We start from the raw sequence: 21,430 nt of genomic DNA on the forward strand, positions 1-21,430 counted from the left end.
ATCCAACCCACGCTTATCTATTGACTTGTGTCAATGACTTTCGGCCCTGCACTCAGCTCAAATTGACATATTCTATCCAACCTTTCATACCATTACACCAACTCGGCAGACAGTGCTTCGGCCTGCTGAAGCACGTTCTGAACCGCCATATCCTGCAAATCGGGCGGATAGCCGTATTTCCGCAGGATCCGCTTCACCCGACGGCGGATGTCGGCCCGGGCGGATTCACGATGCGCCCAATCTACGGTAAGGTTCTTGCGGATGTCCTGCACCAGTTCATGGGCGATGACTCGCAAAGCGGGCTCGCCCATCATGTCGCGAGCGCTTTTGTTATCCGCCAAGGCGGTATAAAAGGCGATTTCGTCATCTCCCAGACCGCTTTCCTCGCCCTGCCGGCGGCTCGCCTCTATCTCCCGAGCCATCGCGATCAGCTCTTCCAACACCTCCACCGTCGTCACGGCGTTGTTGTGATAGCGGGTGATCGCCGCCTCAAGCCGTTCGGAGAAGGCCCGCGCCTGCACGACGTTGCATTTTCCCATCGAATGGACTTGGCCATTCAGCAGTTTGCGCAGCGCCTCCACCGCCAGGTTCTTTTTCTCCAGGTCGCGCATTTCAGCTAGGAATTCATCGGACAGGATCGAGATATCCGGCCGGCTCAACCCGATGGCGGCCATGATGTCCACGATCTCGGTGGAAACCACGGCCCGACTGACAAGCTGCTGGATGGCCAGCTCGCGGTCGGCCCCGCTACGCCCGCCGCCCGCTCCAGTCTTGATCAGGGCGGCGCGCACCGCCTGGAAAAAGCCCACCTCGTCCCGGATGTCCTGCGCCTCTTCGCTGGCCGCCGCCATGGCGTAGAGCTTCGACAGGATCAGCACCGCGTCCGCGTAATGACGATGGGCGCGCTTCTTCTCCTCCTCGGTTTTCTTATCCGCCGCCAGCGCCTGCTGCATGGACAGCACCCAGTCCATGGCGCCAGCCATGATCGTCAGGCGAAGCTGGGGCGTTGCTGTCTCCGTCAGCGCCGGCCGATAGTCGAAGCCATCGGCCATCCCCGGCCGGAACATGTCACGGACAACCTCGTAGCGCTCGACCATCGCCGCGATGGCCTCTTCCTCATCGATGCCGGTCTGCTCTCCATCGGGACCGGAATATTGCCCCAGGGCGGCTTTCAGGTTCTGGGCGATGCCGATATAGTCCACCACCAGCCCGGCCGGCTTGTCGCGGAACACCCGGTTGACGCGGGCGATGGCCTGCATCAACCCGTGCCCCTTCATCGGCTTGTCGATGTACATAGTGTGCATGGACGGCGCGTCGAATCCGGTCAGCCACATGTCGCGCACGATGATCAGCCGCAACGGATCTCCGGGATCCTTTGCCCGCTTCGCCAGCAATTCGCGCCGGGCCTTGGGGCGTTTGCCGATGTGCGGCTGCCAATCCGCCGGATCGGAGGCCGCCCCCGTCATGACGATTTTGACCGCCCCCTGCTCGTCGTCGTCGCTGTGCCAGGCGGGACGCAGAGCCACGATGTGCTTGTAGAGTTCGACGCAGATACGGCGGCTCATGCAGACCACCATGGCCTTGCCGTCGAGGGCCGCGAAGCGCGCCTCGGCATGGCCGATCAAATCCGCCGCCACCATGGCCAAACGCCGATCGGCGCCGACCACCGCCTCCACACTGCCATACTTGCGACCCAACCGCTCCTCTTCGCCTTCCAGCAGGTCTTCGGTCAGTTCGGCGATTTCGGCGTCGATCTTCGGCTTTTCCTCTTCCGGCAGTTCGATCCGCGCCAGCCGGCTTTCGTAATAGATCGGCACCGTCGCTTCGTCGGTGACGGCACGGCTGATGTCGTAGATGTCGATGTAGTCGCCGAAGATTGCCGGGGTGTTGACATCGCTGCTTTCGATCGGCGTTCCGGTGAAGCCGATGAAGGATGCGCCTGGCAAGGCGTCGCGCAGATACTTGGCGAAGCCATAGGACATCTCTCCGTCCTTGGCGTCGACCTTCATCTTGAAGCCGTATTGGCTGCGGTGCGCTTCGTCGGCCATCACCACGACGTTGCGGCGGTCGGTCAGCAGCGGATGGTCCTTCTCCCCGTCCACCGGCTGGAATTTCTGGATGGTGGTGAAGATCACCCCGCCCGATGGCCGGGTCAGCAGACTGCGTAACTCCTCCCGATTGTCCGCCCGCTGCGGCGTCTGGCGCAGCAGATCCTTGCACAGCCCGAAGGTGGCGAAGAGCTGTTGGTCCAGGTCGTTGCGGTCGGTCAGCACCACCAGGGTGGGGTTGCCCATGGCCGGATGCAGGATGACTTGGCCGGCATAGAAGGCCATCAGCAGGCTCTTGCCGGATCCCTGAGTGTGCCAGACGACACCGATCCGGCGGTCGCCCTGCGGGCCGGTGGCCGCTACCGTCTGCTCGACAGCGTGGCGCACCGCGTGAAACTGGTGATAGCCGGCGAGGATCTTGGCCAGCCCGCCGCCGGTTTCCCCGAATACGGTGAAATCCTTCAGCAGCGCCAGGAAACGCCGCGGCTCGAATGCCCCTTTCAGCAGGATTTCCAGCTCGGCCATCCCCTTGGTCAGCCCGTCACCCTGAATGGTGCGCCAGGGCATGAAACGTTCACGCCCGGCGGTCAGCGAGCCGATGCGCGCACCCAGCCCGTCGGAAATCACCAGTGCCGCGTTGCTGCGGAAAAGCGAGGGGATTTGCGCCTTGTAGGTCTGAAGCTGGTTGAAGGCACCGTCGAGCGTGGCGTTCTCGTCCCCGGCGTTCTTCAGCTCGACAACCACGACCGGAAGCCCGTTGACGAACAGCACCACGTCGGGCCGCCGGTTCGCCTTCTGTTCGATGATGGTGAACTGGTTGACCGCCAGCCAGTCGTTGGCCTGGGGATCGTCGAAGTCGATCAGGCGGACATGATCGCCCTTCAGCGTTCCATCAGCGCCGGTGAACTCGACCGGCACCCCTTCGACCAGCAGGCGGTGGAGGCGGCGATTTTCCTCGATCAGCCCCGGATACTCGACCCGCCGCAGCCGGCGCAGCGCCTCGGCCCGCGCCTCTTCCGGGATGGTTGGGTTGAGACGGGCAACGGCCTGGAAAAGACGCCCGACCAGCACGACATCCTCATAGCTGGCGCGCTCCGGTGCCACGCTGTCTGGCGCGATGGCCGGGCCGGAGGTGATCGTGTACCCAAGCTCCGCAAGCCATGCCAGCGCCGCTTCTTCCACATGGCTTTCGGAGAGTTTGGTCACAGGGCGTTCTCCACTAAGGTTTCAGCGTCACGGACGCGGATTTCGCCGGACATCAGCTTGGGAAGCAGGAGGTCGCGGGTTTGGGCGAGGGTGCGGGATTCTGCAATATTGGCATCATATTTCAGCCAAAGAGGTTCCAAAGTCTGCTCAAACTTATCCTGAACATACCGCGGTGGTATGATCACTTCAGATTGATGAAGGTGATTTCTGTTTACGCCCGGCACCGCGCCTTTATCGGAATATTTCTGATAATCTACTCGCTTTAACGTATAGTATATGAATAGAGCGCTATTTGATTTCATATCACGTACGTAGAGCGTTGTATTTAGAGGCCAATACTGACCTTTTATGAAATGCACCTCTCCTATGGTGCCGTATCGTCCTGTTATTATCCCCGGACCTTTCGCCATAAAAGCCGAGTGGAAGCCGGTTATTCCTGAAGAGGAGACTATCGGGTACGGTCCTGGCAGTCGCTGCGCACTAGGCAGATCGTACCCACGCTTCAATTCACACACGTCCAATAGGCAGCCTGCTTGCCAACCCTCTGGTTTTCCATCACTGTCTAAGCGGTCAGGAAAAAGAGACCACAGATCAGGAACAAGGTAGGACAAGCGGCCCTCGGCTTTGGCGCGGGTCGGGCCAAAATCGACGAACCAATCCTTGAAGATCGCCTGCGCCATCGCCTCCAGCGTCTCATTCATCCGCCGGTTCAACTCGATCTTGTCGTCGAGCGCGCCGAGGGTTGAAGCGATGGCACGTTGAATAGACAGGTTAGGTAGGGAGAACGGGTAGTTCTCAGCAAACTGCGTATACTGAAAGCGTGCAACACCTGTATGTTGTACGTGATACGGCATCATTCGCCGGGAGTGGTATTCGTCTTGCAGTTTCCAAAAAAGAAACTGCGGATCGACGAGGTTAGAGTCTGGCCGCAAGAACCGAGCGAAACTTGCGCAGATTAGCGGCAGGTTGGTAGCAGCAATGACGGAACTTGGAATAAAGACAGTTCTTCCCGTTGGTTGATCCTTTGTTCCCCCTGCAGTTTCAATCAATGTATCGCCAGCGGTGACGGTTTTTCGTGTCAGAATATCGCTCCGGATGTAGCGCAGCGGCAGCGTATTGAGATCGCCAGCTCTTACCCGTTCAAAATCCGTCCCACGTATCACCAAGGCCGGAGAATATCCCTCGGAAGCTTCACCATTTCCCCATTCGCCGTCGCGTGTGAAGGATAGCAAATCGGCAAGATGCACTTCCTGCATTACAACCCAACTCCCGCCAGACGCCGCCGGATTGCTGCCGTCAGGTCCTCGGCTTCAGCGAATTGCCTCTCAAGCTGCTCCCGCAATGAGGAAAATCGCTCCGCAAACGGCACATCGTCCTCCTCGACATCCGCTGCCCCCACATAGCGTCCCGGCGTCAGCACATAGCCGTGTCCCTTGATCTCTTCCAGTGTGGCGGATTTGCAGAAGCCCGGCACATCCTCATAGGTGCCCGCGTCCGCCTCTCCGCGCCACGCGTGGTAGACCCCGGCGATCTTCGCCACGTCCTCGTCGGAAAATTCCCGGCGGGTGCGGTCGGCCATGAAGCCCAGCTTGCGGGCGTCGATGAACAGAACCTCGCCCTGCCGGTCGCGGAACCGGCCATTCTTCTTATTGCGGCTGAGGAACCACAGGCAGGCGGGAATCTGGGTGGAAAAGAACAACTGCCCCGGCAGGGCGATCATGCAATCGACCACGTCGGCCTCGACCATGGCGCGGCGGATGACATCCTCGCCGCTCTGCGCCGACGACATCGAGCCATTCGCCAGCACCACACCCGCCGTGCCGTTGGGGGCGAGGTGGTGCAGGATGTGCTGGAGCCACGCGTAGTTGGCGTTGCCGACCGGCGGCGCGCCGTAGGCCCAGCGAACATCTTCGCGCAGCCGCTCGCCGCCCCAATCCGACACGTTGAAGGGTGGGTTGGCCAGGATGAAATCGAACTTCTTGTCGCGCCATTCGTCCTTGTGGAAGCTGCCCTCGTTGTTCCAGGCGATGCCGCTGGCGTCGATACCGCGCACCGCAAGGTTCATCTTGGCCAGCCGCCAAGTGGTGTAGTTGCTTTCCTGCCCATAAATGGCGAGCTGGCCGATCCGCCCGCCGTGCGCTTCCAGAAACCGTTCGGTCTGGACGAACATGCCACCGGAACCGCAGCAGGGATCATAGACCCGGCCTTCCACCCCGCGCGCCGGATCGGGAAAGGGTTCCAGCATGTCGACCAGCACCCGCACCACCGAGCGGGGCGTATAGAACTCGCCGCCGCGCTTGCCTTCCGCACCGGCGAAGCCGCCCAGGAAATATTCATAGACGCGGCCCAGCAGGTCACGGGCCGCACCACCCTCGACGCCAAGGGCGATGCCGGAAATCAGATTGACCAACTCGCCCACCATCACCTTGTCGAGGGCGGGGCGGTTGTAATCCTTGGGCAGAACGCCTTTCAGCGTCGGGTTCTCCGCCTCGATGGCGGTCATTGCCTCGTCGATCAGCTTGCCGATGGTCGGCTGCGGGGCATTGGCCTGAAGATGGGACCAACGCGCCTCCTTCGGCACCCAGAAGATGTTTTCGCCAAGATACTCGTCGCGATCCTCGGCCGCCTCCGGGTCTTCCCGCAGCAAGGCCTCATGCCGCGCCTCGAACGCCAGAGAGATATGCCGCAGGAAGATCAGACCCAGAACGACGTGCTTGTAATCCGACGGCTCCAGGTTCTTCCGCAGCTTGTCCGCGGCCAGGAACAAATCACGCTCGAAATCCGCTTGCTTCTCCGCGGCCGTCTTCTGTTCCGGTTTCGGGGCTTCTGGGTTCTTACGCGGACGGCCTCGGGCCATGACGGATGTCCTTCAACGGATTGGTACGCAAACTGCTCATTCCGATGGGAGCGACGGCGACCGAACAGCCTATCGCCGCCCGGACCTCCACAGCACCCTGGCCCGCTTTCGACACGGCGGCCGGCTGGTGTGCCGCCGTGCCTATCGAAAACGGGAGGAGGGAGATTGGCCAATTCTCGTATAGGGAGCAACGGGATTATGCGCTTGCGGCGTTGCAAGCGGATGGCCTGGCCGGGTTGCGGGTGGCCCAGCCATGAGGGTCGGCCATCAGCGGCCGAGCGGCATGGCATCACGCCGACAATGCACGAAGAGCCTCAAGCCCGCACGCGAAGAGGTGAATCCCCCTCTTCGCGGAGCCGGCATAGAATAGAAAAGGCGCTATCCGATCGGGAGGCGCTGGTGGAACTGGTGGGCGTGGCTGTCGATCATCGCGGCGATGCTGTCCCACATGCTGCAGGCAGATGTTGCCGTCCACAGGCCGCGCAGCGAGTCGACATAGGTGGCAGCGGCGTGCCGATCAGTGACGGCACCTGTGCCGGCAGCAGAGGCCGGGCGACGGCCGAGACCGACAGCATCGCAATGTCCACCGGCCGGCCCTGTCGCACCCGGTCCAGGGCGTAGGCGGTCAGAGCGGCGCGGACCCGCCGTTCTTCGGCCTCGCCCAGCTCGCGCGCCCGCCAGTATCGTCCCTGACGCTTGCCATTCCTGATGCTACGTTGGAAGATACGTGGAATGATCGCCTGTTATTGTTGCGCCTGAGGATAGCTATCAAAGCTATACCCCCTTATCAGCGCTCAAATTTACTAGAAACACACTTTATTGGAGAAACTTTGAGTTTATAAATTATATCTTGCCGGCATGTCGCATCGTAAGATGCACGCAAGTTGCATAACACAAAAATGACAGGACAGAAAATGAACATTAAATATTGCAGATTTTATTCGGCTACTGGGATTTATAACCCTGATCCTTGCATGGATATCATGCTGTTAAGCGATGATGATGTTACAGTCAGATTGCTCGGCGCCGAGTCTTTCGAACTTATTTTGAAATCCATCCTGATACCATTTGGGAAAGAATTATCAGACCTAGATGATGAGAAGCAAACGAGAATTAAATCAACTATGCGGTCATATCAAATTCACAGTGACCTCAATGCAATTCTCTATATATCGGTGCTAAAGTCATTTTCTATTGAAGATCTAGATAACTTTAAGGACGATGAAGGTATAAATTTAGAAAAACTCCCCCATAAGTCGATATCGTCCAGAGCATTTGGAGTGACCGCAAGCGCAATATCGTTGGCCAGATATTCTAAAATATCGAAAGAATTTGAATTTATATTTGAAGGATACTATGTTCTTAACATTGCGAATGGCAATCACACTAATGTTAACAACAGAAGACGTATACATGATAGAATGATTTCCAATATTCTTGAAGAAGAAATACAAACTGCGGTTCAGTTATCTAAATTTTTTCAGGACAATAATGAGTTAACGTTAGTTATTGATCTATACTCTAAGTCCATGGAACCTTACGAGCTAGGATTTCTGCATGCTTTTATTTCTGCTTGGACCGCATTAGAAGTATTTATTGCAACTCAATTTAAAAAAATTCAAGGTAATGTCAATATTACTCTAAATGAGGCTCCGGTGCATGACATCTTTTCCAAGAGAATTCACGAGGTAATGAAGGATAAATATCGCTTACTTGATAAATTTTCTGCTCTCTCAAGCCACCTCAATGATCCGAACGCAAATGAACACATAAATTTGCTGAAAAAATCTAAAATTATTCGGGACGGTTTTTTTCATAGCATGTCATGTTCAATTCAAGATCTTCCGTTAAATGATATTCAATATCTAGTGGACAAATATTTGAAGCTTTATCTGACAAAAGAGAAGAAAATAAATGGTGCTTTTATCAAAAAATCTGGATAATACTTTGCACATCTAGTTGATATCAAAACATATCGCAATAGGCAATTTCAGCAAACGACCTTAATGTTCAGATGCGTTGTTATGCAACTCCACCACATGCCGCACCACGTCGGCCGCCGCCGGATCGGGCGCTACCATCACCAGCAGGTAGCGTCGCACGCCGTCCAGCTCGACGGTGATGGCGCCGGGATCGGCCGGATCCGTGTGCCAGGGCAGCGACAGCGCCGCTGCGAAGCGTGACTCACGCGGCGGTGACGGCTCCTTCGCCGGCTGGGCGGATGGGGCGATGACCTCGACCGGACGGTCAACCGGCCGGGCTGGCGGCTTCAGCGCTGCCACCTCGGCCCGCGTCACCGTCGGATGGATCGTGCCGGCGTCCAGGGCCTGCTGGCGCGTCTCGTCCGGCAGCGTCGCGATGGCGTAGAGGGTGCCCATCGCTTCCGGCAGCCGGTCCAGCTGCACCTTGCCCTCATCCACAAAGTCAGCGATCTCGCGCAGCTTGCGGGCGGTCGAGGTACTGAACGGTAGGTCGTTCGTCACCATCGCCTCGTATTCGCCGTGCAGCAGCGCCTCCTTGGCCTCGTTCAGACGCCGGCCCACCGCCACGGTGGCCTCCAGCGCGTTGGTCCATTCCCGGCGGATGTCGGCGGCGAACTCGGCGCGGGTGGTCAGGGTGCGCGGCTTGGCCAGCATCGACAGGCGGGCATTCCCCAGGCTGCGGGCGGTCGGTGCCATCGTCAGACTCCCATCTCGGTGGAAAGGTAGGCCCACAGGTCGCGGAACAGCGGGCCGGTGCGGGTGCCGGGGATCTCGGCCGTGCCCAGGCCGGCCATGAAGCTGCGCGGCACTTCCTGAAGCAGCGGGATCTCCACCGGCGCCGGCGTGCCCATGCCGGCGACGATGGCGCGTGCGTCGGCGGTCTCGCGCAGGCGCGGCTGGATCTGGCTCAGCAGCAACCGCATCGGCCGGCGCCGGCTGTGCAGATAGGGCAGCATGGCCTGCATGCTGACCAGATCCTCCGGTCCCGGCCGCACCGGCACCAGCACCAAGTCGGCCGCGTCGAACAGCAGCGCCGTCGATTCGGGGAAGAACTCCACCGCGGTCGGCGTGTCGATCACCAGCAGGTCGAGGCCCTGTGGCGTCGGCCGCTCCGTTACCTCGCCCAGCACGCGCTGCTCGCCAGCGATCCGCGCGACGTCGGCCGGGCGCAGGCTGTGCCAGTGCGTCAGACTGCCCTGCGGATCCGTGTCCAGCGTACCCACGCGCAGCCCGGCCGTCGCAGCCGCCACCGCCAAATTGCGGACGGTCGCCGTCTTCGGCCCGCCGCCCTTTCCCTGCACCACCAGGATCGTCTTCATGTTCCAGCCCCCAAAGTGTTCACGCGTGAACACTTTCCCGTTTTCCCCACGCCGCCGCTCCGCGCTGTCGGCGGAACGGCGGCACCCGATTCGTTGCCGCCGCTTCAGCGGTCGGCCTTGCCCCGTTCCCGCCGCTGCTGGGCGTGGAAGAGGCGCATCAACTCCGCCGTGGTCAGCAGCTTGCCGTCGACCAGATGCAGCGCGCCGTTCCGGTAGACCCGCAGCCCGGCCGCGCGCAGCACCTCCACGGCGCGGTACACGCCCGGCTCCTCCGGCTGGACCTGCACAGGCCGGTGTCGCGCAGTGCGCGGCGGCACGCCCAGATCCAGGGGCAGCTGCTGGCCGGCCCGGCTCATGACCGCCGGCCCCGCCGCAGCGCGCCGCCGTTTCCGTTGCCCCCTCCGACCGAAGCGCTCATCCCTGCCCCCTCCCCCCCTTGCGCGAGCTGCTGCACCATGCCGCCGTTTCTCAAGCCGCCACGGTGCCGGCACCGCCACCCTGAAGCTGCTTCTGAAGCGCCTGGATCAGCGTGGGGACAATCGACGGCAGCGCGTCGCGCACGGCCTGCTGGGCGGCCAACTGGACCGCCTGCGCCAGATCCGGCGGCAACCCACCGGCCGGCGCCACACTGCCCGCCCCGTCCGCCCGGTCGAGCGCCCAGCCCAGCCACTTCCCCAGCTCCTCCGGCGTCGGCCGGTACCCGTCGCGCAGCCGCTCTTTCTGCGCATCCTCCAGCCACTCGACCGCCAAGGCCGCGCGCTGGGTGTCGCCCAGAATCTCAGTTGCTCTCTGCACGATTCTCGGCTGCCAGCCACGATTCCGCTCCGCCCCCGGATAGCCGTGGGGTTCATCCGCCGCAGAACGTCCGCCGGAAATCGGAAGGGGAAGGTGACGCTGGCGGCGGTCAGGATTCTGGCCTGTCGCAGTTTTCACCGCCCGCGCCCCTCTATTTCTATTATTTAGATCTATTTCGGGCGGCAGAGCTGCGCCGCAGTTTCCGGCTGAATTGCCGCAGTTTGTGGACGCCAGCGCCGCAGTTTCTCCGTCGCCGTCCGAAAACGCGCCGCAGTTTCGCTCGGATATAGCGGCATCCGCGCCGCTGTTCTCCGCGCCGCCGCCGATCATGCCGCTGTTTGCGCCCGGAACTGCGGCGGCCATGCCGCTGTTTCGGCCGCCCTCTCCCACCCCATGCCACCCGTCCGCCGCGGTTTCGCCGCTGAACCGGGCGGCAACTGCGGCATAGGTGCCGCCGTTTGCCATGGCGAACAGATCGTCGGGCAGGCCATAGGCGTCGGCGATGCCGCAGTTTTCCAGCTGAACGGCGGTCGCCCCCAGCCAGTGTTTGCTGAAGCGGTAGCGGGTGGAGCGGGCCCGTCCGCCGCCCTTTCGGTCCACCTCGATGATGCCGGCGCCCAGCAGCCAGGACAGGCCGCGCTGAACGGTGCGGCGGTCGCACCGCATAGCCCGCGCCAGCTTGTCGGCGCCGATCCACGCCACCAGCTCGCCGCAGCGGACGAAGATCGACTCGTCGCTGCGCCTGACCAGCAGCAGCGCCAGCACCCGGCGCTTGTCGGTCAGGCCCGGCGCCAGGCCCAGCGCGTCCTGGAACAGCTCGCGCAGGAGGTAGAAGGGGGAACGCTTGTCCGCTTGGATCATGCCGCCCCCGCTGTGTGAGGGGATGCAGGCCGCCGCAGTATTCGACCAGGACGACGCGGGCATAACAGCGGCACCGGCACGACACGGTCGAAGTGGATCGGTGCGGCGGTGACGCTCATGGTCGCAAACCCATACTTCCGTGCGCCATTCCGGCCTATCTGGCTGACTTCCATGAACGGCATGACGCACCTAGTTTTCGTTGGTCGAAGACGGCAATGGGCTCGCGCGGCAGCCGCCACGCAGAGCGCAACCTGTTTGACATCGGCAGCAGCAGAGTCCGGGGCGGTCGCAGGCACGACCGCTCCGTCTGCCGGCGGGCCTCGCACGGCAGCGCGCCGCCGGCAGGCGCAAAGGGGCGACACCGCCACTGCGGCATAGCTCCCGGTGATGTGGATGGATCTCGGATCTTTTCGCAGGCGGAACGGTCGCCCGCGGGCGGTCATTCGCGCTCTCGCGCGACGGCGGCGTTGGTGGCCGTCCGGACCGATGCCAGTGTCTGCAGGCGTGCCGTCCCACGGCGCAGGAGCGCCGCCAGCTCGATCGCTTCGCCGTCGTTCAGCTCGGCCAGCGATTGCGCGTTGCAGAGCGTCCGCACCACCTTATCGATGGTCGCCCACTTCACCGCTGCCGCAGCCTCGAAGGCTGGCCACGTATCGAGGACGGCGCACTGGGCAGGCGTCAGATGAGATGGATCAAGCCCAGCCATCACGCCTCCCCAGGAACAGAACTGCGGCCGGCGCCGGCTGGAACTGGCGCCGGCCGCGATCGCATCCCGGCCACGGACAAGGGAAGACCGGGAGCGAACCGAAGGCCCATGCGGAGCGGGACCACACAGGTTGGAAGGAGGACGAACTCGGGAGGCCCCCGATTGACCAAAGCAATCGGCCAGCACCTAACTTCTCAGGCGTCACCGCCGGTCGCAGCCCATGAGCTTGGCTGTTGCGCAGAGCGCGGAATACGAGCGATGCTTCCCCGATAAACAACTGGTGATCTTCGCACATGAGCATACGTCCCCCCGGCTATCCGCTGATCGACAGCGCAGGAAGAGCGCGTGAACGCCGCACTCGCGGTCCTTTGGATGGTTGAGCGGTTTCCAGCGCCTCTCGAGTGATGCCTTGAAGGCCGAGACGAGAAGCTGCACGCGCGACAATCCCCCAGTAACGCGGTGGAATTCCGTTCCTCCGCCACTTGTAGACGGCTTCACGATCAACAGGGCTGCCTTCGGCCTCCAAGGCCGCTGCCATGTTCGTGCCGCCACCGAAAGCGGATATGACATGATCGTGCGTGAGCATGCACCAACAGTCCGAAAATATTTCGGACAAGTCAACGGGAATTCTTCGGACAAGGTTCCCGGCGATGTCGGGGATGATTCCATCTCACTGATGGAATCGGAATCTATGCCTCCCAAATCAGAAAAGGCCTACGCGGTCGCGGCCGGACGCAGATTGCGAGCCACCCGCGAAGCGTTGGGGTATGTAACTGGTCGGGAATTTGCCCAGCTTACAAATGTCTCGGAAGACGTGCTGTCTTCTTGGGAAAGAGGAAAAGCTCTCGTCAGGCCTTGGTATATCTCCACGCTAAAAGAGCGTTGGGGAATAACGCAAGATTGGATTTATGACGGCGAAATTAAAGGATTAGAGTTTTCGCTAGGCACCAGATTGAAGGATCTCGACTTACAATCTTCCCCCTCTGGCGAAAGAAGTGACTTATCGGAAAGCGATCCCGAGCCAAGCAATAGATTAGCAGCCCAGAGATAGTAAAGATTTTCCAATGCATGATTACGACTGAATGAGACTTTTACATTAGCACACCAATCTGAAAACTTGAAGAATGACCTTGGAAGGTAGCGGGTTGAGCCACGACCTCACCCTGTGCGTGTCCGAAAATTTTTCGGTTTTCTCGCCCATCAGCCGTTGACCTGTCCGAAAATAATTCGGACAATGTGCGTCGAATCACGCACGAGGTAAAGGATGATGGACGTCTCCATTAAGGTCCCACTTCAGCGTCGTGCCGGTGCGCAGAACGTATCCATGGACCGATCCTTCGCGCCGTCGCACTCCGAAAAGCTGGAGAGCACGCTGCGGCACATGGTTCCGGCGCTGCCCAAGAAGGGCGCGACGCCGTTGGTCACTTACAACGTGGTGGTCAACAACCGATGGACGGTACATCGGACATCTATGCGGCTCGACGTGACGTCATGGCTGTTGCTGGATCACATCGCGGAGGCGGAAGGGTACGCGAACCGCGATGTCCTGATCAGCGCCGTGCATGAGCGGTTCCACGCCGACGATCTGCCGCTCACCTCTCTGATCCGTCTTTTCCTCCAGACCTACACAGCGCCGAATGCCGTGCTGTCCTTCCTGGGCCAGGAACGCCGCACCAATGGCTGCGGGTTCCCGACCAATCGGGCGAGTAACTGACATGACCGGTGCAGGGCAAGAGACCGCGGCCGGGGCCCGCCTCGTCCAGTGGCATCTGGAGGAAGCCGGCCGGGCCGAGTTGGAGGCTGGGGAAACCGCCCTCTCCTTCCGACGCAAGCGCCTGCTGTCCGCCGCGCTCTATCACCGCGACTGCGCCGAACTGGCGCGGGAGGAACTGCCGTGATCTCCACCCTCGAAGCAACCGACTGGCAGGTGTGCCACGCGGCGCGGTTCGACACCCCGGCCGACGTCCGCCGGATCCAATTCCGGCAGGGCGAGCGGCTGGTCATCCTCGCCGTCGGCGAGGTCCCGGTCGTGTGCGACATCCTCGCCCCCGGCGTCTACAGCGTGGACATCCCCACCCACTACCCGCGCGCCGTCTTCCCCGTGCTGGTGGTCGCCGTGCCCTCCCCCATCGCCTACCTGCTGGCGCATGGCGGACCGACGCGGGCTCTGCCAGCCGTCCCACTGGCCGACCCGCACACGGGAGGCCGAACGTGACCGTCGCTCTTTGCCGGATGGAGGTGAGCCTTGGCCGCCCGAGTCTCTGACCTCGAAGGCTTGCCGTACTGGCCGCGCATGCTCAGCCGCGCCCAGGCGGCACGCTATGTCGGTGTTTCGCCCAGCCAGTTCGCCAAGGAAGTCGAGGAAGGCCGCTGGCCGGAGCCTGAACGCCGCGGCGGCGCAGGCCGGCGCACCGCCCGCCTACTGTGGGACCGGCTGCTGTTGGACAGACGGCAGGACGAGCGCAGCGGGCTTGTGCAACACTCATCCACAACGGGCACGGCGGGCGCTGACGAATGGGCAAGGTGGAGTTGACGGTCCTGCGCATGAAGCGGGTGGCTGGGCGCTGGTATTGGCGCACCACCCCGGCGGTCAAGGCGCTGGGCTTCAGCGACGAAGCTCTGGGCGATGACACGGACAAGGCGATTGCCCGCGCTCGCGAACTGAACGCAGAGGTCGAGGCCGAGCGGGTCCGCCGCTCCGGCCTTCAGCCCGCGATCCTCCCGAACAGCGTGGCCGACCTCATCGCGAAGTATCAGGCCTCCCCGCAGTACGCCAAGCTCGCGCCGAAGACCAAGCATGAATACCGGCTCTTGCTGAACCGGATCGAAAAGGTGGCCGGCAACAAGCTGGTGGCCAGCATCACCAGAGCTTGGCTGGTGACGGGCTATGAGGCGGTGCAGAAGAAATCCGGCCTCGCCACCGCCAACGCCGTGATGCGGGTCTGGCGCATCGTGCTGGGCCATGCCTGCGACCGCGGCATGATCGACGTGTCGCCGGCAGATGGGATGCGGCTGATCGGCACGCAGGCTCGGACGCAGCTGTGGACACCGGATCAGGTCGAGACCTTCTGTGCCGCCGCCATCGAGGCCGGCCGGGAGTCACTGGCGCTCGCGGTTCGGCTGGCGCTCGACATCGGCCAGCGGCAGGGGGACATCCTGGCGCTGAAATGGTCGGACTATGACGGCACGGCGTTCAGCCTGGTGCAGGGGAAGACCAAGCATGCCCTGCGCGTGCCGGTGACGCCGTCCATGCAGGCGCTGCTGGGGAAGGTGAAGCGCGACGCCGTACAGGTGATCGTCAGCGAGGCGACCGGCCGGCCGTACCAGAAATTCCACTTCGGCCACGAGTTCGCCCGGATCCGTGCGCTCGCCCAGCTGCCGGCGGAGCTTCAGTTCCGCGATCTGCGCCGGACCGCCGCCACCGAGCTGGGCGCGGCCGGCGCCACCGATGACGAGATCCGGGCGGTGACGGGGCACCGGTCCCGCGGCGTGGTCGCAGTCTATGTCCGGCCCGATGATCGCATGGCGGCGGCTGCGCAGAGGAAGCGCCATAAGGGAAGAAAAGCGCAACCTTGAGCAGAACATCCCGGAACGCTGCCGGAACGGCGAAAATGGGCAAGTGGGAAAACGCAAATTTTGCAGGTGGGAAAACGCTACATCTGCCGGAAATGAAAAGGCCCCGAAAGCTGTTTGCTTTCAGGGCCTTAGAAACTGGTGCCGCAACAGGGATTTGAACCCCGGACCTACTGATTACGAATCAGTTGCTCTACCCCTGAGCTACTGCGGCGTCGTTGTGGCGCGGAACATAGCGAGGTGCTTGCCGGGATGCAAGCGGTGAATTTCGGAAAAATCGGCCGGCCGTCCTCAAACCTGCCATGCACCCGAAAGCCTTAACCATGCTGCCGGATCACCTCCAGGAAGGCGTCGGCGTAGCGCTCCAGCTTGCGGCCGCCAACCCCCGGCAGATGGGCGAAGGTGGCGTGGTCGCGGGGGCGCTGGGCCACCATCTCCAACAGCGTACTGTCGTGGAAGATCACATAGGGCGGCACGCTTTGCGCCTTGGCCAGAGCCGTCCGGCAGTCCTTCAACGCATGCCACAGCGCGTCGTCCGCCGCCGACAGCGCTCCGCGGGCGCCGGAGCGCGACACGCCCTCCCCGCTCCCGCCGACCGACCCGCCCCGCGCGGTGTGGCGGCGGAGCGCGTCGTGGACGCCGCGGCGGCGTTCCAGCACCGGGTCCTTGCGTAGCTTCACCACCCGCTGCCCCTTGATGACGGCCACCCCGGCATCGGTCAGGCGGAAACCGCCATAGCCCTCCAAATCGACGGTCAGCAGCCCGGTCGCGACAAGCTGGCGGTAGACCGACTGCCATTCGACCTTGGTCAGATCCTTGCCGACGGCGAAGGTCTTCAGCTGGTCATGGTTCTGCTGCACCACCTTCTCGGTGGCGTTGCCGACCAGCACGTCGATCAGATGGCCGGCGCCATAGCGCTGCCCGGTGCGGTAGACCGCCGACAGCGCCTTCTGCGCGGCGATGGTGCCGTCCCAGGTCTCGACCGGGTCCAGGCAGGTGTCGCAGTTGCCGCAGGGCTCCGGCAGCGTCTCGTTGAAATAGTTCAGCAGCACCTGACGGCGGCAGTCCGACGTCTCGCAGAAGCCCAGCAGGGCCTCCAGCTTGCCGCGCTCGACCCGGCGGTGGCTGTCGCCCGCCTCCGACTGCTCCAGCATCTGGCGCAGCATCACCACGTCGGCCATGCCGTAGGCCATCCAGGCATTGGCGGGCAGTCCGTCGCGGCCGGCGCGGCCGGTCTCCTGATAATAGGCTTCCAGGCTCTTGGGCGGGTCGAGGTGGCAGACGAAACGGACGTTCGGCTTGTCGATGCCCATGCCGAAAGCGACGGTGGCCACCATCACCAGACCTTCGCTCTTGATGAAGCGGTCCTGGTTGGCCTCGCGCGTCTCGGCGGGCAGCCCGGCATGGTATGGCAGAGCCTCGCGGCCCTGTTGATTCAGCCAAGCCGCGACCTCCTCCACCTTGTTGCGCGACATGCAATAGACGATGCCGGCATCCTCCGGATGGTTGTCGCGCAGGAAGGCCAGCATCTGCTGGCGCTCGCTCTTCTTCGGCACCACGCGGTAGGTGATGTTGGGCCGGTCGAAGCTGGACAGGAAGACGCGGGCGTCGGTCAGCCCCAGCTTGTCCTTGATCTCGGCGCGGGTCTGCACGTCGGCGGTGGCGGTCAGCGCGATGCGCGGCACCATCGGGTGGCGTTCGTGCAGGATCGACAGCTGCAGATATTCGGGCCGGAAGTCATGGCCCCACTGCGACACGCAATGCGCCTCGTCCAGCGCGAACAGCGCCAGCCGGGTGCGGTCGAGCAGGTCGAGGAAGCGCGGCGTCACCAGCCGTTCCGGCGCGACATAGACGAGGTCGATCTCGCCCTGCACCATCGCCCGTTCCACCTCCCGCGCCTCGGCCGGGCCGAGGGAGGAGTTGAGGAAGGCGGCGCGCACGCCCAGTTCCCGCAATGCGGTCACCTGATCGCGCATCAGGGCGATCAGCGGCGACACCACCACCGTCACCCCGTCGCGCACCAGCGCCGGGATCTGGTAGCACAGCGACTTGCCGCCGCCGGTCGGCATCAGCACCAGCGCGTCGCCGCCGCGCACCACATGGTCGATGATGTCGGCCTGCTGGCCGCGGAAGGAGTCGTAGCCGAACACCGTCCGCAGCGCTTCGAGCGCCGTGGCCGGCGGTTGACCGGGCGCATCGTCCGACGCGCCCAGATTGCCGTAGGAAAACAACGAATCCACGCCGATGCGGTTCAGGAAAGTGGTGCCGGAGATCCGGCTTGTCGTCTCAACGCCCCATCATGTCGCACAGATCGCCTCCGGGGCAAAGCCGCAAAGGGTCGCGTCCGGGAACAAAGGTCGGACCTTCCCGGACGGCCACCGGGCGCCACCACACATTGGTGTGGAAAGGTAGCGTCTGCTCATCGTTCACGTGCAGACTGAAAACGGCGGATGGGTGGTCCATCCGCCGTTTCAGAAGGAGGAAGGTGGCATGAGCAAAATGCCGTTCTTCCTGGTGCTCCAGTGGCGGAGATGGCGGATCGAGATCCGCCTGATCCGGCGCTAAGCACTGGAAGCGTGCCGGCGGGTGCAGCAACATCCGCCGGCCACCTCCGAAAAATATACAACCGCGCAGGCCGATTTTCAACGCGCGGTATCGCGCCTTACAGCAGATCCCGCAGCATCGCCACCAGCGGCACGTCGGCCGGCGGCATCGGGTAATCGCCCATCCGGTTCGGATAGACCCAGGCGAGCTTCTGCCCTTCCCGCGGCATCACGTCGCCTTCCCACACCCGGCAGACATAGAGCGGCATCAGCAGATGGAAACGCTCGTAGCTGTGCGACGCGAAGGTGAAGGGGGCGAGGCAGCTGGCCGCCGTGTCGATGCCCAGTTCCTCCTTCAACTCGCGCACCAGCGCGGCTTCCGGCGTCTCCCCGGCATCGACCTTGCCGCCGGGGAATTCCCACAGGCCGGCCAGCGACTTGCCGGGCGGGCGCTGGGCCAGCAGCACGCGCCCGTCGGCATCGACGAGCGCCACCGCGACGACCAGCAGAACCGGCAGCGAGCCGGGTGCGGGGGTGGAGCTGGGATCGAAACAGGCGGTCATGCGGAACCCTCTCGGCGGGCCGGCCACTCGGCGGCGGTGATTTCGAAACAGGGCGCCAACACGCTTCGCCCGCGAGCGGGAAAGTCTTGCCGGCGTTCGCCCCGCTGCCGCAAACCGGCTTTGCGGAGCAAGGCCTGGGACGGCAGGTTGTCGGGATCGGTGGCGGCCCAGATCTGCGACAGGCCGAGCGGATCGAAACCGACACCCAGCATCGCGGTCACCATCTCCAGCCCATAGCCGGCACGATGGTACGGCGTGCCGACCCAATAGCCGATCTCGGCGCTGTCGGGCCGGTCAAGGTCCAGCTGCAACCCGACGCTGCCGACAGGGACGCCATCGGCTGTCCGCACCGCCAGAAAGGCGAGAGCGGCGCGGTCGGCATGGTTCCGCGCCGCCAGCTCCACCCAGCCATGGCCATCGGCAACCGTGTAGGGATGCGGGACCCGGGCGAGCCAGCGCACAACCTCCCAGTCGCCGATCAGCGGCACGAAGTCCGGCACGTCCTCATGCCGGAAGGCGCGGAGCAGCAGCCGCGGCGTCGCAACGCTGCCGGGCCAGGGCTCCGCTCCGCCGCCTGTCAAGCCGTCAACTCCGCCAAACCGTCAGCTCCGCCAAGCCATTAGCTGCGATAGCTGCCGTTGATGTCGATGTAGCCGTGGGTCAGGTCGCAGGTCCACACCTTCGCCGTCCCCTTGCCCAGGCCGAGGTCGATGTCGATGTCGACCTCCTTGCCCTTCATGTGAGCGGTGACTGGCGTCTCGTCGTAACCCGGGACCTCCATCCCCTCGGCGCAGATCAGGGTGCCGCCGACGGTGATCCTGATCAGGTCGCGGTCGGCGCGCTCACCGGCGCGGCCGATGGCGGCGACGATGCGGCCCCAGTTGGCGTCCTCGCCGGCGATGGCGGTCTTGACCAGCGGCGAGTTCGCCACCGTCATGCCGATCCGCTTGGCGGCGGCGTCGCTGTCGGCGCCGCGCACGGTGATGGCGATGAACTTGGTCGCCCCCTCGCCGTCACGCACCACCTGCAAGGCCAGATCGAGCAGCAGATCCTCCAGCGCGGCGCGGAACTCCGCCAGCTCGGCGGCATCGGCGCTCGCCACCGGGGCGTTGCCCGCCTTGCCCGTCGCGAACAGCAGCAGCGTGTCGCTGGTCGAGGTGTCGCCATCGACGGTCACGGCGTTGAAGGTGCGCTCGGTGAACTCCGACAGCATGTCCTGCAGCGCGGTGGCGGCGATGGCGGCGTCGGTGAAGACGAAGCCCAGCATCGTCGCCATGTCCGGCGCGATCATGCCCGAACCCTTGGCGAAGCCGGCGATGGTCACCGTCGTCCCGCCGATCCTGGCGGTGCGCACCGACCCCTTGGGGAAGGTGTCGGTGGTCATGATGGCGCGGGCGGCCTTTTCCCACGCGGCCGAATCGGCGGCAAGGCTCGGGGCCATCGGCGCCAGGCACTTGCCGATGGCGTCGGCGGCCAGCGGGATGCCGATCACGCCGGTGGACGCGATATAGACCTCGTCCGGGGCGCAGCCGGCCAGCTCGGCGGCGGCGGTGACGGTCGCCTGCACGGTGGCGTCGCCAGCCTTGCCGGTGAAGGCGTTGGCATTGCCGGCATTCACCACCACGGCGCGCGCCGACCCCTTGGGCAGGCTGTCGCGGCACCAGATCACCGGGGCCGAGCAGGTCAGCGACCGGGTCAGCACGCCCGCCACGCTGGTGCCGGGATCCAGCACGGCCAGCAGCAGATCGTCGCGGCCCTTGTATCGGATGCCGCTGTTCGCCGTGGCGATGCGCACGCCCGCGATGGGCGGCAGCGTCGGGAAGCTTGCGGGAGCCAAGGGGGAGAGGGTCGTGGCCATGAAGGAAATTCCCGTGGTGGGGAGTGGTGGTGGCGTGGTGGAGCGATGAAAATGCGGAGCCTCAGGCCCCCATCGCCCTCTTCTCCGCAGGTGCGGGAAAAGGGGCGACGGGAGCCTGAGCGCCGGAGCTTACTTCTTCGCCGGTTCCGCCGGAGCGGCAGGCGCCGGGGTGGCCGGAGCGGCGGCCGGCTCTTCCTTCGGCATCGGCGAACCGTCGAGCTGGAAGGTCTCGACCTTCGCCTTGCCGCGCAGTTCCTCGACCAGGGCAGTGACCATGTCCTTCGACAGGGTCTGCTCCAGCTGCGGCTTCACTTCGTCGAGCGTCGGCTGCGGCTGGGTCCGCTTGTCCTCGACCTTGATGATGTGATAGCCAAACTGGGTCTTGACCGGCTCCTTGCTGATCTCGCCCGGCTTCATGGCGAAGGCGGCATTGGCGAAGGGCTCGACCATCGCATCCTTGGTGAAGTAGCCGAGGTCGCCGCCCTGGGCCGCCGCAGCGGCGTCCTTGGACTTCTCCTTGGCCAGCTTGGCGAAATCGCCGCCCTTCTTCAGCTGGGCGATGATGGCCTTGGCCTCGTCTTCCTTCTCGACCAGGATGTGGGCGGCCTTGACCTCCTCCTGCGCCGGGTTCTCCTTCAGGTAGTCCTGATAGGCCTTGTTCAGCGCCTCCGGCGTCACGCGGGCCTTGATTTCCTTCTGGATGTAGGCGCGCTGCACCGCGCGCTCCTCGGCGCGCTTGATCTCGTCCTTCACCTCGGCCGAATCAGCCAGACCCGCCTTGTAGCCGGCCGAGGAGACCAGCTTGCCGCTGACCAGCTGGTCGATCACCGCCGGATAGATCATCTCGATCGGCATCTGCTGCACCTGCGGCGGCAGCTGCGAGACCATGCGGGTGACGTCCGACTTGTGCAGCTCCTCGCCGTTGACGCGGGCGACCACCGGATCGGCCGGGGCGGCCGGAGGCGGAGCAGCGGCGGCAGCCGGGGCCGGAGCGGCCGGCGCCGGGGTGGCGGGAGCCGGCGTCTGGGCGTGGGCGGCCAGCGCGATGCCACAGGCGGCAACCGACAGGAGCGCGGTGCGGAACACTCGTTGAACCATGGCGTGTCTGTTTCCTTCCGG

At 63.5% G+C, this 21,430-nt stretch carries 22 protein-coding genes and 1 tRNA gene; 7 read left to right on the forward strand and 16 right to left on the reverse strand.

Annotation, left to right across the window (positions count from 1 at the left end; all coding sequences use genetic code 11):
* Positions 1-92 precede the first annotated feature (92 nt).
* Genes VH569_RS30660 through VH569_RS30670 form a run of 3 tightly spaced genes read right to left on the reverse strand, consistent with a single transcriptional unit; the run spans position 93 to position 6,021 of the window.
* Entirely contained in the window at positions 93-3,254 is a 3,162-nt protein-coding gene (locus VH569_RS30660) for a type I restriction endonuclease subunit R (RefSeq protein WP_423320530.1), read from the reverse strand.
* Positions 3,251-4,510 carry a restriction endonuclease subunit S gene (locus tag VH569_RS30665; RefSeq protein WP_423320532.1) on the reverse strand — a complete coding sequence of 420 codons (1,260 nt, stop codon included), beginning with the start codon at positions 4,508-4,510 and terminating at the stop codon, positions 3,251-3,253. Before VH569_RS30665 ends, VH569_RS30660 begins: the two co-directional genes overlap by 4 nt.
* Complete coding sequence (locus tag VH569_RS30670) at positions 4,510-6,021, reverse strand: type I restriction-modification system subunit M (protein WP_423320533.1); 1,512 nt, start codon at positions 6,019-6,021, stop codon at positions 4,510-4,512. Before VH569_RS30670 ends, VH569_RS30665 begins: the two co-directional genes overlap by 1 nt.
* 1,064 nt (positions 6,022-7,085) lie before the next feature.
* Here VH569_RS30670 and VH569_RS30675 point away from each other — a divergent pair.
* Entirely contained in the window at positions 7,086-8,054 is a 969-nt protein-coding gene (locus VH569_RS30675; RefSeq protein WP_423320535.1) for a hypothetical protein, read from the forward strand.
* Between the two features lie 60 nt (positions 8,055-8,114).
* Here VH569_RS30675 and VH569_RS30680 read toward each other — a convergent pair whose 3' ends face one another.
* The 6 genes from VH569_RS30680 to VH569_RS30705 all read right to left on the reverse strand — a co-directional run bounded on the left by VH569_RS30680 (position 8,115) and on the right by VH569_RS30705 (position 12,360).
* Positions 8,115-8,789: a DUF3102 domain-containing protein gene (locus VH569_RS30680; protein ID WP_423320537.1), complete on the reverse strand. Its 675-nt coding sequence runs from the start codon at positions 8,787-8,789 to the stop codon at positions 8,115-8,117.
* 2 nt (positions 8,790-8,791) lie between these two features.
* Complete coding sequence (locus VH569_RS30685) at positions 8,792-9,412, reverse strand: AAA family ATPase (protein ID WP_423320539.1); 621 nt, start codon at positions 9,410-9,412, stop codon at positions 8,792-8,794.
* A gap of 104 nt (positions 9,413-9,516) precedes the next feature.
* Positions 9,517-9,768, reverse strand: coding sequence for a hypothetical protein (locus tag VH569_RS30690; protein WP_423320541.1), 252 nt, complete (start codon positions 9,766-9,768; stop codon positions 9,517-9,519).
* Positions 9,769-9,880: 112 nt separating this feature from the next.
* The gene (locus VH569_RS30695) at positions 9,881-11,068 is read right to left on the reverse strand and encodes a hypothetical protein (RefSeq protein WP_423320543.1); all 1,188 of its coding nucleotides are present in this window, start codon (positions 11,066-11,068) and stop codon (positions 9,881-9,883) included.
* A gap of 439 nt (positions 11,069-11,507) precedes the next feature.
* Complete coding sequence (locus VH569_RS30700; RefSeq protein WP_423320545.1) at positions 11,508-11,774, reverse strand: hypothetical protein; 267 nt, start codon at positions 11,772-11,774, stop codon at positions 11,508-11,510.
* Between the two features lie 313 nt (positions 11,775-12,087).
* Positions 12,088-12,360, reverse strand: coding sequence for a carph-isopro domain-containing protein (locus VH569_RS30705; protein ID WP_375731234.1), 273 nt, complete (start codon positions 12,358-12,360; stop codon positions 12,088-12,090).
* On the opposite strand from VH569_RS30705, the gene VH569_RS30710 reads away from it, so the two are divergent.
* The 6 genes from VH569_RS30710 (at position 12,343) to VH569_RS30735 (ending at position 15,350) form a co-directional block, all read left to right on the forward strand.
* The gene (locus VH569_RS30710; protein ID WP_423320547.1) at positions 12,343-12,825 is read left to right on the forward strand and encodes a helix-turn-helix domain-containing protein; all 483 of its coding nucleotides are present in this window, start codon (positions 12,343-12,345) and stop codon (positions 12,823-12,825) included. The two genes, VH569_RS30705 and VH569_RS30710, sit on opposite strands and share 18 nt — an antisense overlap.
* Positions 12,826-13,038: 213 nt before the next feature.
* Positions 13,039-13,488 (forward strand): ribbon-helix-helix domain-containing protein, encoded by a 450-nt coding sequence (locus VH569_RS30715; RefSeq protein WP_423320549.1) that lies wholly within the window; start codon positions 13,039-13,041, stop codon positions 13,486-13,488.
* Between the two features lies 1 nt (position 13,489).
* Positions 13,490-13,672: a hypothetical protein gene (locus VH569_RS30720; protein WP_423320551.1), complete on the forward strand. Its 183-nt coding sequence runs from the start codon at positions 13,490-13,492 to the stop codon at positions 13,670-13,672.
* Complete coding sequence (locus tag VH569_RS30725; protein ID WP_376958153.1) at positions 13,669-13,989, forward strand: hypothetical protein; 321 nt, start codon at positions 13,669-13,671, stop codon at positions 13,987-13,989. Before VH569_RS30720 ends, VH569_RS30725 begins: the two co-directional genes overlap by 4 nt.
* Before the next feature lie 30 nt (positions 13,990-14,019).
* Positions 14,020-14,307 carry a hypothetical protein gene (locus VH569_RS30730; RefSeq protein ID WP_423320553.1) on the forward strand — a complete coding sequence of 96 codons (288 nt, stop codon included), beginning with the start codon at positions 14,020-14,022 and terminating at the stop codon, positions 14,305-14,307.
* Positions 14,298-15,350, forward strand: coding sequence for a tyrosine-type recombinase/integrase (locus VH569_RS30735; RefSeq protein WP_423320555.1), 1,053 nt, complete (start codon positions 14,298-14,300; stop codon positions 15,348-15,350). Before VH569_RS30730 ends, VH569_RS30735 begins: the two co-directional genes overlap by 10 nt.
* 136 nt (positions 15,351-15,486) lie before the next feature.
* Here VH569_RS30735 and VH569_RS30740 read toward each other — a convergent pair.
* The 7 genes from VH569_RS30740 to VH569_RS30770 form a co-directional block, all read right to left on the reverse strand.
* Positions 15,487-15,561 (reverse strand) — tRNA-Thr (locus VH569_RS30740).
* A 103-nt stretch (positions 15,562-15,664) separates the two neighbouring features.
* Positions 15,665-17,587 (reverse strand): DNA helicase RecQ, encoded by a 1,923-nt coding sequence (gene recQ / locus VH569_RS30745; protein ID WP_423320557.1) that lies wholly within the window; start codon positions 17,585-17,587, stop codon positions 15,665-15,667.
* A 46-nt stretch (positions 17,588-17,633) separates the two neighbouring features.
* Complete coding sequence (locus tag VH569_RS30750; protein WP_423320558.1) at positions 17,634-17,945, reverse strand: hypothetical protein; 312 nt, start codon at positions 17,943-17,945, stop codon at positions 17,634-17,636.
* A gap of 64 nt (positions 17,946-18,009) precedes the next feature.
* Entirely contained in the window at positions 18,010-18,453 is a 444-nt protein-coding gene (locus VH569_RS30755; protein ID WP_199235252.1) for a (deoxy)nucleoside triphosphate pyrophosphohydrolase, read from the reverse strand.
* Positions 18,450-19,034, reverse strand: a complete 585-nt coding sequence (locus VH569_RS30760; protein ID WP_423320560.1) for a GNAT family N-acetyltransferase — start codon at positions 19,032-19,034, stop codon at positions 18,450-18,452. Before VH569_RS30760 ends, VH569_RS30755 begins: the two co-directional genes overlap by 4 nt.
* 38 nt (positions 19,035-19,072) lie before the next feature.
* Positions 19,073-20,311: a bifunctional glutamate N-acetyltransferase/amino-acid acetyltransferase ArgJ gene (gene argJ, locus VH569_RS30765; protein WP_423320562.1), complete on the reverse strand. Its 1,239-nt coding sequence runs from the start codon at positions 20,309-20,311 to the stop codon at positions 19,073-19,075.
* A gap of 129 nt (positions 20,312-20,440) precedes the next feature.
* Entirely contained in the window at positions 20,441-21,409 is a 969-nt protein-coding gene (locus VH569_RS30770) for a peptidylprolyl isomerase (protein ID WP_423320564.1), read from the reverse strand.
* Positions 21,410-21,430 lie beyond the last annotated feature (21 nt).

Source organism: Azospirillum sp. 11R-A (assembly GCF_049472615.1).
Taxonomy (GTDB): Bacteria; Pseudomonadota; Alphaproteobacteria; order Azospirillales; family Azospirillaceae; genus Azospirillum; species Azospirillum palustre.

What these genes read in the sequence shown, in the direction of transcription:
- VH569_RS30750 (WP_423320558.1), bottom strand. Translation starts at nt 17,945, where the DNA reads ATGTTGCTGCACCCGCCGGCACGCTTCCAGTGCTTAGCGCCGGATCAG.
- VH569_RS30720 (WP_423320551.1), top strand. Translation starts at nt 13,490, where the DNA reads ATGACCGGTGCAGGGCAAGAGACCGCGGCCGGGGCCCGCCTCGTCCAG.
- VH569_RS30665 (WP_423320532.1), bottom strand. Translation starts at nt 4,510, where the DNA reads ATGCAGGAAGTGCATCTTGCCGATTTGCTATCCTTCACACGCGACGGC.
- VH569_RS30680 (WP_423320537.1), bottom strand. Translation starts at nt 8,789, where the DNA reads ATGGCACCGACCGCCCGCAGCCTGGGGAATGCCCGCCTGTCGATGCTG.
- VH569_RS30715 (WP_423320549.1), top strand. Translation starts at nt 13,039, where the DNA reads ATGATGGACGTCTCCATTAAGGTCCCACTTCAGCGTCGTGCCGGTGCG.
- VH569_RS30705 (WP_375731234.1), bottom strand. Translation starts at nt 12,360, where the DNA reads ATGCTCACGCACGATCATGTCATATCCGCTTTCGGTGGCGGCACGAAC.
- VH569_RS30690 (WP_423320541.1), bottom strand. Translation starts at nt 9,768, where the DNA reads ATGAGCCGGGCCGGCCAGCAGCTGCCCCTGGATCTGGGCGTGCCGCCG.
- argJ (WP_423320562.1), bottom strand. Translation starts at nt 20,311, where the DNA reads ATGGCCACGACCCTCTCCCCCTTGGCTCCCGCAAGCTTCCCGACGCTG.
- VH569_RS30675 (WP_423320535.1), top strand. Translation starts at nt 7,086, where the DNA reads ATGGATATCATGCTGTTAAGCGATGATGATGTTACAGTCAGATTGCTC.
- VH569_RS30710 (WP_423320547.1), top strand. Translation starts at nt 12,343, where the DNA reads ATGATCGTGCGTGAGCATGCACCAACAGTCCGAAAATATTTCGGACAA.
- VH569_RS30695 (WP_423320543.1), bottom strand. Translation starts at nt 11,068, where the DNA reads ATGATCCAAGCGGACAAGCGTTCCCCCTTCTACCTCCTGCGCGAGCTG.
- VH569_RS30685 (WP_423320539.1), bottom strand. Translation starts at nt 9,412, where the DNA reads ATGAAGACGATCCTGGTGGTGCAGGGAAAGGGCGGCGGGCCGAAGACG.
- VH569_RS30700 (WP_423320545.1), bottom strand. Translation starts at nt 11,774, where the DNA reads ATGGCTGGGCTTGATCCATCTCATCTGACGCCTGCCCAGTGCGCCGTC.
- VH569_RS30770 (WP_423320564.1), bottom strand. Translation starts at nt 21,409, where the DNA reads ATGGTTCAACGAGTGTTCCGCACCGCGCTCCTGTCGGTTGCCGCCTGT.
- VH569_RS30755 (WP_199235252.1), bottom strand. Translation starts at nt 18,453, where the DNA reads ATGACCGCCTGTTTCGATCCCAGCTCCACCCCCGCACCCGGCTCGCTG.